This window comes from Bacillota bacterium (genome assembly GCA_024653485.1).
Classification (GTDB): Bacteria; Bacillota; SHA-98; order UBA4971; family UBA4971; genus UBA6256.
Window position 1 is genome coordinate 74,487 of sequence record JANLFY010000001.1, and the last position, 14,284, is coordinate 88,770.

9 protein-coding genes are annotated in these 14,284 nt (G+C 63.9%); all 9 read left to right on the forward strand.

What is annotated here, in order from left to right; genetic code table 11:
• Nucleotides 1–39: 39 nt before the first annotated feature.
• The 9 genes from NUW12_00295 to NUW12_00335 all read left to right on the forward strand — a co-directional run bounded on the left by NUW12_00295 (nucleotide 40) and on the right by NUW12_00335 (nucleotide 14,166).
• Nucleotides 40–1,167, forward strand: a complete 1,128-nt coding sequence (locus NUW12_00295) for an NDP-sugar synthase (protein MCR4401214.1) — start codon at nucleotides 40–42, stop codon at nucleotides 1,165–1,167.
• Nucleotides 1,161–1,895 carry a hypothetical protein gene (locus NUW12_00300; GenBank protein ID MCR4401215.1) on the forward strand — a complete coding sequence of 245 codons (735 nt, stop codon included), beginning with the start codon at nucleotides 1,161–1,163 and terminating at the stop codon, nucleotides 1,893–1,895. The genes NUW12_00295 and NUW12_00300 overlap by 7 nt, the downstream gene beginning before the upstream one ends.
• Nucleotides 1,892–3,127 (forward strand): lipid-A-disaccharide synthase-related protein, encoded by a 1,236-nt coding sequence (locus NUW12_00305; protein MCR4401216.1) that lies wholly within the window; start codon nucleotides 1,892–1,894, stop codon nucleotides 3,125–3,127. The genes NUW12_00300 and NUW12_00305 overlap by 4 nt, the downstream gene beginning before the upstream one ends.
• Complete coding sequence (locus NUW12_00310) at nucleotides 3,114–3,836, forward strand: hypothetical protein (protein MCR4401217.1); 723 nt, start codon at nucleotides 3,114–3,116, stop codon at nucleotides 3,834–3,836. The genes NUW12_00305 and NUW12_00310 overlap by 14 nt, the downstream gene beginning before the upstream one ends.
• 149 nt (nucleotides 3,837–3,985) lie before the next feature.
• The gene (gene lptB, locus NUW12_00315) at nucleotides 3,986–4,705 is read left to right on the forward strand and encodes an LPS export ABC transporter ATP-binding protein (protein ID MCR4401218.1); all 720 of its coding nucleotides are present in this window, start codon (nucleotides 3,986–3,988) and stop codon (nucleotides 4,703–4,705) included.
• Nucleotides 4,706–4,707: 2 nt separating this feature from the next.
• Nucleotides 4,708–5,796 (forward strand): LptF/LptG family permease, encoded by a 1,089-nt coding sequence (locus tag NUW12_00320; GenBank protein ID MCR4401219.1) that lies wholly within the window; start codon nucleotides 4,708–4,710, stop codon nucleotides 5,794–5,796.
• 130 nt (nucleotides 5,797–5,926) lie between these two features.
• Nucleotides 5,927–7,342: a DUF3084 domain-containing protein gene (locus NUW12_00325; protein MCR4401220.1), complete on the forward strand. Its 1,416-nt coding sequence runs from the start codon at nucleotides 5,927–5,929 to the stop codon at nucleotides 7,340–7,342.
• A gap of 499 nt (nucleotides 7,343–7,841) precedes the next feature.
• On the forward strand, nucleotides 7,842–10,700 hold the full coding sequence (locus NUW12_00330) for an S-layer homology domain-containing protein (GenBank protein MCR4401221.1): 2,859 nt from the start codon (nucleotides 7,842–7,844) through the stop codon (nucleotides 10,698–10,700).
• 736 nt (nucleotides 10,701–11,436) lie between these two features.
• Nucleotides 11,437–14,166: an S-layer homology domain-containing protein gene (locus NUW12_00335; protein MCR4401222.1), complete on the forward strand. Its 2,730-nt coding sequence runs from the start codon at nucleotides 11,437–11,439 to the stop codon at nucleotides 14,164–14,166.
• Nucleotides 14,167–14,284 lie beyond the last annotated feature (118 nt).

Consider the following 14,284-nt stretch of genomic DNA (forward strand, 5'->3'; position numbering starts at 1 on the left):
CAAGCGGAAGACAGGCGCGTCGGGAGGTGGGGTGGCGCAATGAAGGCCATGGTGATGGCGGCAGGTGTGGGATCCCGCCTCGAGCCCCTGACGGTGAATGTCCCGAAGCCCATGGTTCCAGTGGTCACGAGACCGGCGATGGAGCACATACTCGCGCTCCTGAGGCGACACGGCGTGAGAGAAGTCGTCGCGAACCTCTGGCACCTTCCGGAATCTATCGAGGCTTACTTCGGGAATGGAGCGGCTTTCGGAGTGTCGCTCCGTTACTCACGCGAGGAGGAACTTCGCGGAACGGCGGGCGGGGTGCTCGCCGCAAAGAGCCTGCTGTGGTCGGGTGCAGGAGAGGGCACGTTCCTCCTCGTCGCAGGCGATGCGCTCACGTGCGCCGACCTCAGCCGACTCGTTGAGTTCCATCGCGAGAAGAAGGCGCTCGTCACAATAGGGCTCAAGCCAGTGCGAGACCCGTCGAGGTTCGGCGTGGTCGTGGCGGATGACGACGGCAGGGTCCTCGAGTTCCAGGAGAAGCCCAAGCGGGGCGAGGCCAGGAGCAACCTTGCAAACACCATGATCTACGTGTTCGAGCCGGAGATCTTCGACCACATCCCGACGGAAGGCGCACCCGACTTCGGCAAGGACGTCTTTCCACGCCTTGTGAGAGAGGGAGCCTCGTTCTACGGGCTCGTCTTGGACGAGTATTGGTGCGACATCGGGACCCTCAGCCACTACCGGCTGGCTCACCGGGACATACTTGCTGGCGCGGTGCACGTCGACATCCCCGGACGCGAAGTGTCACCCGGTGTGTGGATCGGCGAGGGTGCCGAGGTACATAGGGCCGCCACGCTGCTGGCACCAGTGCTCATTGGGCGAGGGGCGAAGGTGGGTCCCGGCGTTCAGGTCGGCCCCTACAGCGTTATCGGTGACAACTGCGTGGTGGATGAAGGGGCTCGGATCTATCAGAGTGTTGTCTGGAACAACACCCGTGTGGGCAGGGAGGCTACGCTCAAGGACTGCGTGGTAGGGAGCGAGTGCTACCTGGAGCGGGGCGCGTCGCTCGGCGAGGGGGTAGTGCTGAGCGACGAGTGCGTGGTGGAGGAGGGCGGAGTAGTCAAGCGGAACGTGAAGATCGGGCCGCGGAGAACGGTGAAGAGGAAGGTGGCCGTGTGGTAAGGATCAGACGGTCGCCCGGCGGGTGGCACAGGGGGCGCTCCCGGGACTCGGTCCTTGCGGGCGGCACTCAGGGTGAAACGGGCCCTGTGGGGCGCCGTCGACGCGCGAGCCCTCTCCTCTGGGCAGTGCTTGCAGCGGTGGCCGTGGCCGCGGTTGCGACAGCGTGGATCTGTCCGCGCGCGGCGAGGCGCGCGACGCCGGGGATGTCGCCGGCACCGTCCGATCATGGATCCGCACAGACACAGGGGAGCGCAGCTCAAGGGCCTCGACAAGACGCGCACCTCCTTCCCGGTGCGGCGGTGATACTCGAGGGAACGAAACTTGTGGTTCCGCGTCCATCGGGCGAGCCTGACTGGGAGTTCTCCGCCGGGCGCATCGAGATCTCAGAGGAGCGCCAGCTGGCCAGGCTGAGCGAGGTCGAGGGCGCGAGATATGTCAACGGGGCGGCGCAGACTCACATCCGGGCCAGGGCCGTGACAGCGGACCTTACGACCGGACGGATCGAGTTCGCGGGTGGTGTCGAGGTAGCGGGCGCAGGAGGAGCGGGGTTTTCCGCTCGCCAGGCGGCTTGGGACCCTGAGCTCGCGAAGTTCCTCGCGTCAGGAGAGGTTAAGTATGCTGACGGCAGATCCACCATCACCGCCGACGCGATTCAGGTGGACGCACGTTTGGAAGAGGTTGTCATGAAGGGCAGGGTCAGGTTCAGCACCGTGGTGAGGCACGAATGACGACGGTTCTCGTGTTGAGTAACGGGCACGGAGAGGACGTAATAGGGGCGATGATAGCCAGGGAGGTGCGCGCGCTGCGCCCGTCCCTCGACGTGGTGGGTTTTCCTCTCGTCGGCCTCGGAAAGCCCTACCGCGACGCGCACATAAGGATAGCGGGGATCCAGAGAGCCATGCCCAGCGGCGGGTTCGCCAAACACGGGGTGCGTCTCCTGCTCCGGGACATAAGGGCGGGCCTCATAGGTCACACGGCGAACCAGATCCGGCACCTGCGGGCGTGCGCACGCGGAGCAAGCCTCGCCGTGTGTGTCGGGGACGCATACCCTCTGCTGCTTGCGGGCCTCTTCGTGAGGCGTCCCATACTGTGTCTTTCCACGGCGAAATCCGAGTACATCCACGGTCACTACGCCGTGGAGACGTGGCTCATGCGCAGGCTGGCCGGCATGGTCTTGGCCCGGGACGCGAGGACCGCCAAGGCGCTGGCGGCCGTGGGGGTCAGGGCGGACTACGCGGGGAACGTCATGATGGACGGATTCTCCATCACGGGAGAGAACTTCGGCCTGACGCTAGAGAAGAAGGTCGTGGGGATACTGCCGGGGTCCAGGCAGGAGGCATACCGGAACATGGTCGAGATCCTGGGTGTCGTGCGGCGCCTCGCGGAAGCGACCGGGAACGGCCTGGATTTCGTGGCAGGCCTCGCGCCAAGCCTCGACTGCACTCTCCTTGGCCAGGCGGTGAGGGCTGCCGGATGGCGCTTCGTCCCCGGCGGGTCGAAGGACGGCGAGGCTGGGGACGTCGAAGCTGGGATAGTTGGGCGGCTCTTCCCCGTCGAGAGCGATGAGCCTTGCGTCATTCTGACACAGGGAAGGTTCGGCGACGTACTCAACGTGAGCAACATCATCATCGGGCTGTCCGGCACAGGGAACGAGCAGGCCGCCGGCCTGGGCAGGCCGGTGGTGGCGTTTCCTACGGACGGACCGCAGTTCAACGAGAGGTTCGCCCGAGCGCAGAAGCGACTCCTTGGCGACGCGTTGGTCCTCGTTGAAGAGGGCGGGCCGGAGGCAGTTGCCCGCGAAGTCCTATCGATATTGGGGGACTCCGCGCGAGTCTCGAGGATGCGTCGCGCAGGCTACGAGAGGATGGGAGAGCAGGGAGCCGCCACGCGGACGGCGAAGATAATCGTGCATTACTTGGATACGGGGCGCTGGGAGGGCTGTGGTTTTGAGAAAGGCTAGTGCTGCTCATGATGGTGGCGGCAGGGGCTTCAGCGCCTGCGCGTGGTCGGTGGACTTGGCGCGACATGTCGCAAGGCCCGCGTTGCGGAAGGTGACGTGCTGCGTGGCGTGCCTGGCGCTTCTCGCCGGAGGCCTCACTTCCTGGGGAGGGCGGGCATGGGCGCAGTCGCAGTCGACGGGCGCGGCCGCCGCGGCCGGGGGCAAGACCTTCGAGATGACCGCGGAACAGGTCACGTACCGTGGCAAGGATCGAGTGACCGTCGCCGAAGGCAAGGTTCTCATCGTGTATGGGTCCTTCAAGGTGTCCGGCGATTGGGCCGAGTACGACGATCGAGTGCCGTGCGTGCGTGTGCGAGGGAAGGAAAGGGTCAGGTTCGAGGATACGGCTGACAAGACAGTGTTGAGTGCGGGAGAAATCGTCTTCTACTTGAGTGATGAGAAAGTGGAGGCCTCCGGCGGAGTTACCCTGAGCTATCAGGGCGGCCGTTCCCTCGCTTCGGGCGACATCCTTACCTACCTGGGCAGGGAGAAGAAGGGCGTCGTCGCTGGGAACGCGCGGGTGGAGCTCGGCGGAAAGGTGTTCACTGCCGCCTCCGTAACAGTGTTCTTCTCGGAGGAGAGGATCATCGCGACGGGCGGTACGCGCACGATCATCCCGAGCGAGGAGATGACCGCCCCGGACTCGTCGAGCCCTGGGAAGGAGCAGTAGCGCGGCCGACCGTCCCGCGTCTTTGCGTCTCCAAGAACGCCTCAGCTTTTCGCGGGCGAGAGGTGGTCGAATGGAAGCGAGAAGCAACGCAGCGGCCACGTGAGGACGCCGCACGTGCGGAGGAAGGAAAGAGGTTTGGAGGGTGTTGTGTGTCGATCGTCTGCCGGGATCTCGCAAAGTCGTACGGCCGGCGCAGGGTCGTGCAGGGCGTGAGCCTCGAGGTCGAGCAGGGCGAGGTGGTAGGGCTGCTGGGTCCGAACGGTGCCGGCAAGACCACCACGTTCTACATGATAGTTGGACTCGAAGCGGCCCAGGGGGGTAGCATAACCCTCGCGGGGCGCGACATCACGAGGCTTCCCATGCACCGCCGGGCGCGGCTCGGCTTGGGCTACCTCGCGCAAGAGCCTTCGATCTTCAGGAAGATGACGGTAGAGGAGAACATCCTCGCCGTGTTAGAGCTCATGGGGCTATCTTGCGCCGCGCGCCGCGACCGACTCGAGGGACTCCTGGACGAGCTGGCCATAGGCCACATCCGCAAGCAGATGGGGTACACGCTGTCCGGCGGGGAGCGGAGGCGGGTGGAGATAGCGAGAGCTCTAGCCACCTCGCCGAAATTCATCTTGCTGGACGAGCCTTTCACCGGGGTCGACCCGATAGCCGTTGCAGACATCCAGGAGATCATAGGGCGGTTTCGGCGGCAGGGCTTGGGCGTGCTCATCACCGATCACAACGTCCGCGACACCCTTTCCATCGTGGACCGCGCTTACATAATGCATCAAGGCAAGATCCTGGTGTCGGGCGACGCGGAGTCCATCGCTGAGGACCCCGTGGCGCGCAAGTTCTACCTTGGGGAGCGGTTTACACTTTGATCGTGCCAAGGACTAGGTTGCTCGAACGCTACTTATACAGGGAACTTCTCGGTCCGCTCCTGTTTTCCGTGGCGGCTTTCACGCTCATGATGATAGCGGGCGATCTGCTGTTCCAACTGGCGCGTATGCTCGTGGACGGCGCGGTGAGCGTGGGGACCGCGCTTCAGATCTTCGCCCTCGGCCTACCACGAGTCATGGTCCTCGTGCTGCCCATGTCGACGCTCCTCGGGACGCTCCTCTGCTACAGCCGCCTGTCCGCGGGGAGCGAGGTGGTGGCCATGCGCGCCGCCGGCATGAGCCTGCAGCGGGTGATGGCGCCGGCCGTGGCGCTTGCCCTGCTAGTCAGCCTGGTTACCGTTGCGTTGAACGAGACGGTGGTTCCGGCTGCAAATCGCACGTCCGAGCGGATCATGTGGGAGGTCGGACGCCGCAAGAACCCGTTCGTTCAGGAGAGGACGGTCATAAAGGAATTCGACGGTGGCGCCCTCGCGAGGCTCATCTACGCGGATTCGTACGACGCGCGCGAGAAGGTGTTCAAGAGGGTCACCGTGCAGGAGTTCGAGAATGGGAAGCTCGCCAGGATCACCGAGGCGGCGCGCGCCCGTTGGGAGGACACAGTCTGGTGGTTTGAGGACGGGGTGGTGTACACGGTGCTGGGCGGCGACAGAGTGGCGTCGGTGAGGTTCGCGAGGCAGGAAGCACGGATCGCTCACGAACCGTCAGAGGTCGCGAAGGGAGCGCTCACCCCGCAGGAGATGTCCGCCAGGGAGCTCGCCGATCACATCCGCGACCTGGCAGCGCAAGGCGCGAATACGTCCCGTCTCCTCGTAGAGTTGTACCTCAAATTCGCCATCCCCTTCGCAAGCCTCGTATTCGGGCTCGTCGGAGCGCCGCTCGGCATCAGGGCTCATAGGGCATCCACGTCGTTGGGCTTTGGGATGAGCATACTCATCATCTTTGTCTACTATGTTATAATGAGCTTGAGTTGCGCGGTTGCGGAGCGGGGCAGCGCGCCGCCTGCGGTTGGGGCGTGGTTCTCGAACATGGTCTTCGGGATCTGCGGTGCGCTGATGATCGCGCGCAAGTCCTGAGATCGCCCTGGTCCCGGGACGAGGAGCGAGGAGAGAGCTCGTTTGCTCTCGACTCGGAGGGGGCGGCTGTGGAGGGGGCAAGCTGGAGGACGTACGAGGGTTTGCCCCGTGACCGCCTAGGAGGTATACAGTGTACGGTCTTACGCTCGTGCTTATGCTGATAGTGGTGGGCGGGGTCATCGCCTTCATAGGCGACCGCATCGGCATGAAGGTGGGACGCAGGAGGCTCAGCATATTCGGCCTGCGACCGAGGCACACCTCGATGATCGTCACCGTCATAACGGGGATAGTCGTGTCCACCACATCCCTCATCGTCATGAGCATAGTGTCCAAAGACGTCAGGACCGCCCTCTTCGACATGCATGAGATCCAGGCTGCGCTCGCTACCACCAGGCAGGAGCTGGCGTCGGCCGTGACACGCCTTTCAACGCAGCAGCAAGAGCTGGCAGCGAAGGAACAGAGAGTGGGCGAGCTCCAGGGGCAGATAGAGACGCTAACGGGCGAGATAGACAAGTTGTCGGCGGCCGCCAAGACCAAAGCAAAGGAATACGAGATCCTCACGGCGAGGAACGAGACGCTTGCCGCCGAATTGGAGCAGGTGAAAAGGGAGCGGGTCAAGGCGGAGAGCGACCTTACCCAGGTTCAGAGCGAGCTGGGGAGATTGCAGAAGCAGTACCAGGACATGAAAACCCAGCTCAACGAGACGAAAGCTAGCTACACGGAGGCCCAGGAGAAGCTCGGGGAGGCCAACCGGCGCATCGTCGCCCTCCAGGACACGGAGAAGGAACTCAAGCGGACCATCTCGCGGCTGGATGACGAGAAGCAGAAGCTGGAGGACGAGAGCCGGGCGCTGGAGACGCGCATTCGAGACCTCACGCAGGGTGCGAACGTCCTGTATTCGTACCTGCAGGGGATGTCCCAGTACCTGGAGGGCCTGCAGCTTTCCGACATTACGTACCGGGCCGACGAGATCATCCTCGCCACCGTCATAGAAGGCTCGAGACCCATCGAGGAAATACGGCGAGAAGTTGCCGCCTTCCTGCAGAAGGCCGACAAGCTGGCTCTTGGGAGGAAGGCCAAGATCGAGGGAAGCGAGAACGAGGCCATCATATTCTTCACGGATAACCTCGAGAACACCGCGCAGAGGATAGCCGGCGCGAAAGGGCCCGTAGTGGTCAGGCTGGTGTCCGCGACCAATGCTTTCGTCGGGCAACCGGTGTACGCTTACTTGCAGTTCTTCGAGAACAAGCTCATCTTCAAGCAAGGCCAGGTCGTGGCGGAACGAGAGATAGACGGGTCGCTCGGGGCGAACAGGGTTCAGGACGATCTGATGACCCTGCTAATGGCGGCGAACGACGAGGCGACCCGGCGAGGGATGGTCACGGACTCCGAAGGGAGAGTGGGAGAGGCGCCTCTCTCCGAATTCAACGCCGCCGCCTCCAAGATCGTGGAGGCCGGCCGCAAGGTGCGTGTCCTTGCCGTTGCGGCGCAGGACACGTGGAACACGAAGCCCCCGCTGAAAGTGTCCTTCCAAGTGGTCCGATGAATCCCGAGGCGGGCTCGCTCTGGACGGGGCACGAGCCGTCTCGGGCCCCACGGGTCACGGGTCGGGATCGTCGGACCGCATCCGTTTGCCTTGAGATGCCCTGAAAGCCGAGATGCCCTGAAGGGCGTGGACCACCGCCTTCCTCACAAGTCCCACCGCGTCCAACGGATCCCTGCATCCCCCGAACTTGTCTCGGCTCCCACTAACCCACACGGGCAGGTATAGCTCGCACGGGCAGGATTATGTAAACCTACAGAGAACTCACAATCCCAAGCGCATGAGCTGCGGTGGCTCGACTCAACGTTGACTCCAGGAGCTCGCGTAAGGCCGCGGCTGGCGCCGCGGCGCTTCATGCGTTTACCGTAGCAACATTCGCAGCAATGATCGCAGGCTTTTGCGCCGTCGGCAATCCGGGCGGGAAAGGAGGTGCCCCCATCAGTGTCCGAGCGTCAGGCGGCGGCAAAAGGGCCCATAGCCCCGATCGCAGGGAGCACAAGGGGTGAGAGGAAACGAGGATGCTCTCATCGCCCAAGCCACCTTGTGTTTCGGGAAGGGCCTTCTTCACGTGAACTCAAGGGGGTATTGGACGATGATGAGAAGACACTTGGCAGCGGTCATGGCGGTCGTTATGGCGTTCACGCTTGCGCTGCCCGTCATGGCCAGTCCCTTCACCGACGTTCCCGAGAGCCACTGGGCGTACGAAGCCGTGAAGCAGCTTGCGGCCTCGGGCATAGTGGAGGGATTCCCGGATGGGACGTTCAAAGGCGCTGAAGGCATGACCAGATACCAGATGGCCATGGTGGTCGCGCGAATGCTTTCAGACCTGGACGCGCAGATCAGGGATGCCGTCCAGCAGGCCAAGGATGAAGCGGCCATTTCCGATGCGCAGCAGCGAGAGGAATTGATGAAGGCCATCGACGAGGCCAAGACGCAGGCCGCCGACGCGTCCAAGGCCGCGGCTGAGGAGGCGGCGAAGGTTGCCGCGGCCGAGGCAGCGGCGCAGGCGGGGCAGGCGGCGAGGCAAGCAGCCGAGCAGGCCGCGAAGGTTGCTGCCGAGGAGGCAGCGAGGCTTGCGGCGGAACAGGCTGTACAGGGTGCGGTCGAGGAGGCAAGGAGGGCCGCGGAAGAGGCCGTGAAGGCACATGAAGCCGCCGAGGCGCAGGCGGAGGCGGAGGCCCGGGCGGACGAGGATGCACGGGCTGAGGCGCAAGGCCAGGCGCAAGCGCCCGCGGGGCAGCCCGTTTCGGAACAGGCTCCCGCCGCGCCGGCCGAGAAGGTCATAGAGCGGGTCATAGTAGAGAAGCCCATCATCGAGAAGATCATCGAGCAACACATAATCGAGAAGGAAGGAAGCGTGGACCAGGCGACCCTCGACGCGCGGGTGGCCGAGGCCATAGCCATCATCGAAGCTCTCAAAGCCGAGTTCAGCCAGGAGTTGAGCGTGCTCGGTGTGCGAGTGACTGCTCTGGAGGAGCAGCTCGCAGCCGCCAACTCCAGACTCGAGAACGTAGACCAAGCCACGGCGGAACTCCGCTCGAAGCTCGCTCAAGCCACTTCGAAGTTGGAGGGCCACATCGCCGGGCACGATAAGGTCCGCATCTCCGGCGACAGCCGTGTAACTTTCGAGGACGTCGACGTCCACGGCACGGGGACTCCCTGGCTCGATCCGTTCAATCCCGAGAACAACGACGCTCTCGAGAACGCGTCCAGCGCCGACTACGTGTTCGTCCCGACGAGCGAGTTCGAGCACCAGCTGAACTTGAAGCTCACGGCCAACGTCGCGGACGAGGTCCTGGTCGAGGCGGGGCTCGCGGCCATGACGAACATCCTCGGGGGCGGTTGGGACAATAACACGTTCCAGATCAAGGATAACGGTCTCTATCTGGACATCGCGACCCCGGGCGTGCTGCGGCACTTGCGCGTGGGCGCTGTGGCTGAACCTGCCGGGACTTTCACGAACCTGACCCTGCAGGGCCACATGCTCCGCGACGGAGACGGGGTGCCGCTGTACGAAGGCGCTCTCGCCGAGGTCGCGTACGACCGGATGAACGCCACGGGGCTGGTTTGGAGGCTGAAGGCTCCGGACACCACGGAGGGCAGCGAGTCGTACGCCAGATACGCTGCGGCCGTCGACGCGAAGCTGTCCCTTTCCGATAACCTCATAGTCGGAGCGACGTACGTGACTGCGTTCGACGACGACAAGTCGTTGGCGAACGGGCCGGCCGAGGCGAGCAAGGACAGCGTGGCAGCTGTGAACGCGAGAATAGCCCTCGCGCCCGGATGGGGTATTTCCGCCGAGTTCGCGAGGCACACCGACGAGGCCGGGTCGCAGCACAACGCGACCGACATGAGCCTCGACGGGCGCATCGGCCCGATTGACGTCGGTGCGGCTTACAAGAGGATCGAGGCCGGTTACCGTCCGGAGTTCGTGGAAGTGCCGCACGACTCCGATAAGGATCGTGGGATCGACGACAACGTGAAGACGCTATCCGTCGAGGCCAGCTTGCCGCTTGCCATGCTTGGCGGCGAGCTCACCCTGAAAGGCGGGTATGAGAAGACAGGCAACGCGGACTGGGTGCCTGAGGCGGGCGAGAACGGCCGTGACGTCGTGGCGACGAAGGCGGTCGGAGCGGAGTTCGCGAGGAATCTCCTCGGCGCTGACGTCGTGGCTGGCGCGAACCTGGCGTTTACGCACAGGGACAGCGCTCAGGAGAACCCGATAATCGACTCGCTCGAGATCAACCGGTCCATCTCCGCGAAGTACGCTCCGCTTTCGGTTGAGTACGCGGCCACCGACGTGCGCGACACCGGCGCGAACGCGCCCGTGTCCTCCGAAAGGGTCCTGGACCTCGACTTCTCGCACAACCTAGCGCCTCAGATAGCGGTGAGAGCGGGGTACAAGTCCTACAGGATGGACGCCCAGGATCCCAGGAGCGCGGAGGTTGACGAGGACTACTCCGTGAAGACAGCCGGCGTGGACCTTGGCTTCAACCTCACTACGGTGACGAAGGTCACCGGGTCCTGGGAGTACAAACGCGTCGACTATAGCGAAGCGACGCCGTGGACCGAGGACAGCGCCGAAGTGGCTGGAGTCAAGACCACGGCCAAAGCCGGAGTCGAGAGCCAGCTGACACCCAACACGAAGCTGACCGGAGAGGTCGGATTGGCATCCGGAGCGGTGCAGGACCCCGGCGTTGACGGGCGCCTGCTCACCGGGGAGGTCGGCCTCGCGCACCACATCGCGCAGAACACCGATCTCGAGCTCGGCTACAAGGTAGCGTCGTACACCGCCAAGGACGATCCGGCCCAGAACTTCAGGTCGAACGCCGCCACGGCGTCGCTGGTCGTGAGGTTCTAGGCTGGAGCTGCAAGACCGTTCCGGATCTGACGAGGAATCAGAGACTTCTGCAGGAAGCTCTGAGCTTTGGAAACAGGAGCCGGCTAGCCGTGTAAGTCACGCTAGCCCCGCGGAACGCTCTTGCCAGCGGAACGCTCTTGCCAGAGGAGACCGCGGGCTGGGATGCCCTCCCGGCCCGCGGTCTCGCGTGTACCGAGACTTCCATCAAAGCCGGCATACCTCAAGAAGAATGCTCGCAGCGCCCCGGGAAGACGATCCCGGGGCGCTTTCACATATAGTTTAGTGGCGTCGAGTCGACGTCCTGAGCAAGGGCGGGCGATCCGAGACGTAGACTGGAAGACACTTGATGGTGGGCGCATTGTCTTGGCACCAACGTGGCAGGATAACCATGTTCAGCTTCGAAAAGGAGAATGAGGATGACCTGACGAATGATTCCTCGAAACACCTGCGAGACGGCCAAGAAACTTCCGACCAATTGAAGGAATTCTTGTCACAATGGAGAATACATCAAGACGAGGCCGATACTGGTGTTCTAGCCACGTTTATCCCGTGCGGCAGTGGGCGAGAGGAGGTGAGAACCTGAGGTTTCCCACGAAGGCCGATGAGGGATAGAGACAGGGGCGTGCGCCGGGCGTCGCGGGCCTCAGTGGACGAGGGAACGAGGCTACTCTCCGCCGAGCCCGCGGGGCGAGGCACATCGCCCTGAAGACGACTAAAACCAAGGGGGTATATCGTGATGAGAAGGTATATGCCCATTGCGCTGGCAGCGATACTCGTGCTGGCGCTGGCGGTTCCGACGGCGGCCGGTCCGTTTTCGGACGTGCCTGAGAATCACTGGGCATACGAGGCCGTGAAGCAGCTCGCTGCGTACGGGCTCGTTGAGGGCTTCCCCGACGGGACCTTCAAGGGCGCGCAGCCGATGACCAGGTATCAGATGGCCATGGTCATCGCCAGGCTGCTGGTCTCCCTCGACGCGCAGATAAAGGCGGAGATAGAGGCCGCCAAGGCAGGGTTGACGCCTGCACCGGCGCCCGCGCCTGCTCCGGCTCCGGCCCCTGCGCCGACCGAGAAGATCATCGAGAAGGAGACCGTGACCGTTGAGAAGCCGGTCATTGAGAAGGTAGTCGAGCACACCATAGTCGAGAAACTGAAGACGGAGGAGCTCGACGCCCTTGCGGCGAGGGTTGCCGGCATCGAAGGCAGGGTCGCGAACGTGGAGGGCGCGGTTGACGCGGTCTCCGGCAAGGTCGACGAGGTCGACAAGAAGGCCGACGAAGCCAACGCGAAGCTGGTTGAGCTCGACGGCGCCATCGCTCTACTGGAGGGCGAGTTCAGCGTGAAAGCCCTTGAGCTCGAGAGCAAGATCGCCGCGGGCGATGCGGATCTCGCGGATCAACTCGAAGCCCTGAAAGCTGAGCTCAAGGCGCAGCTCGAGCAGAAGATAGCGGCGGGCGATAGCGAGCTCAACGCGAAGATAGAGGCCAAGGCGAAGGAGCTCATCGCCCTCATCGACGCTTTGAAGGCTGAGTTCAATCTGGAGCTCACGGCTCTCGGCGTCAGGGTGGTTGCTCTCGAAGAGCAGCTCGCCCTGGTCAACGCGAAGATCGCCGATCTCGAGCAGAAGATCGGCGCGGGGAGCGAAGGGCTCGCGGCGCTCGCCGCCAAGTTCGACCAGCATGTCGCGGGCCACGAGAAGGTCACGATAAGCGGGTCGAGCGAGGTCGTGCTCGAGGACGTGGACATCTACGCCGAGTTTGGATCCGGCGACGACAGCAACAAGGCGTGGGTCGACCCGAACGACATCTTCGATTTCGATGATGAAGATGACCACTCAGACGGCGTCTACGAGCCCACCTCCACCTTCGAGCACAAGCTGGACCTGACCCTGACGGCGCGGCCGGCCGACGGCGTGGTCGTGGGCATCGGCGTGGGCACCGTGAAGAAGATATACGGCGATGACGACGAAACCGACTTCGCGTTGAGCAACCTGTCCCTCGAGGTGACCACTCCCGGGATCCTGGCGCGCCTGTACGCAGGCGGCATCCTGCTGCCGGAGGGCGCGTTCACTCCTTACACGATGTCCGGCGCGCTCCTCGAGGACGACGGCGACCCGCTGTACGAGGGCGTCATCGCCGAGGCGTCCTTCGGGAAGGTTTCCGGGACGGCGTTGTTCCTGAAGGTGCCCGCGGTTTCGGAGTATGCCTATTACGTGTGCGCCGGCGAGGGCAAGGTGGCTCTCACCGACAACCTGAAGCTCAGCGTGGCGTACGTGTCGCAGTTCGAGGACCTGCAGTCCGCGCTGATCGACGACGGTGACCCGGTCGTGGAGGACCCGGCGAAGGACACCGTGATCGGAGTCGCGGGCAGCTTCGGTCTAGCCCCCGGTTGGACAGTGTCCGGCGAGTTCGCGAAGAACACTAAGTTCGAGGGTGAGACCCAGATCCAGACCGGCACCGCCGCGAAGCTGGGGGCCACCGGGAAGCTCGGGGCGCTCGAGCTCGCCGCGAACTACGAGCGAATCGAGGACACCTTCGCTCCCGCGTTCGTGGACATAGACACGACGGACGACGGAATAGGCAACAACTTCAAGACCGTGAGCGTCAGCGGCACGCTTCCGCTCGGCAACCTCACGCTCAAGGGCGGGTACGAGGTCACGGGCGACGCGGACGCGACGGCCGACTGGGACGTCGAGAAGATCAGCACCATCAGCGCGGGCGCGGAGTACAAGATGGCCCTCGGCGCCATGACCGTGACGCCCAGCGTGGACCTGGAGAACAAGGCATACGTGCTCGACGACGAGTTCACGGCCGGTGACAGCGTGTTCAAGGTGGTCGGCGGCGTGAAGGCCGAGCTCGGCCCGGCCACGGCTGAGTACAAACTCACCGGGGCTACCCTCAAGGCGAGCGGTGGCGTCGCCGAGCCGTACTACACCGAGAGCGTCCTCGACCTTGCGCTGGACTACGCCATGACGCCGAACCTCAAGCTGACCGGCGGCTACAACTGGAGCAAGATGGACGACAAGCTCGCCCTCGGCTTCGACGACGACATCGTTGACTCCAACACCAGCGTGCTGAAGTTCGGCGCGGCCGCTGAGTTCCCGGTCGCCGAGGGGACGAAGGTGACCGGCAGCTACGGCTACGAGCTGAAGACGGACATCCTCGGCGAATACAAGCCGTACACGAAGAACATCCTGAAGGCTGGCGTAGTCTCGCAGCTCACGCCCAAGGCGAGCGTCGAGGCGAACGCCGGGCTCTACAAGCTCGACAGGTGGGAGAACCCGACGGACCAGTACGAGTATGCGCCGCTCACGAACATCCTGGCGGACGTGACGTACACCTACAACATCGCGACCAACACCACGCTCAAGTTGGGCTACGAGATCGTGAGGTCCGATGCCGCTGGTGCGGACACCACCATGGACTACACGGCGCGCATAATCACCGGCTCGCTGAAGGTCTCCTTCTAGTCAGACGCGATGCGCTGCCCCGGGGGAGTCACCTCCCCCGGGGTTTTGCGTTCTCCGGGGACCGTTCGTACTCTCGGACGAGGTTCACGCCGAGGCTAGCCTCAAGTCCCGGGCTCCG

Excerpts from the sequence above, each read along its gene's own strand:
- NUW12_00305 (MCR4401216.1), top strand. The coding sequence starts at position 1,892 with ATGACGACGGTTCTCGTGTTGAGTAACGGGCACGGAGAGGACGTAATA.
- NUW12_00335 (MCR4401222.1), top strand. The coding sequence starts at position 11,437 with ATGAGAAGGTATATGCCCATTGCGCTGGCAGCGATACTCGTGCTGGCG.
- NUW12_00295 (MCR4401214.1), top strand. The coding sequence starts at position 40 with ATGAAGGCCATGGTGATGGCGGCAGGTGTGGGATCCCGCCTCGAGCCC.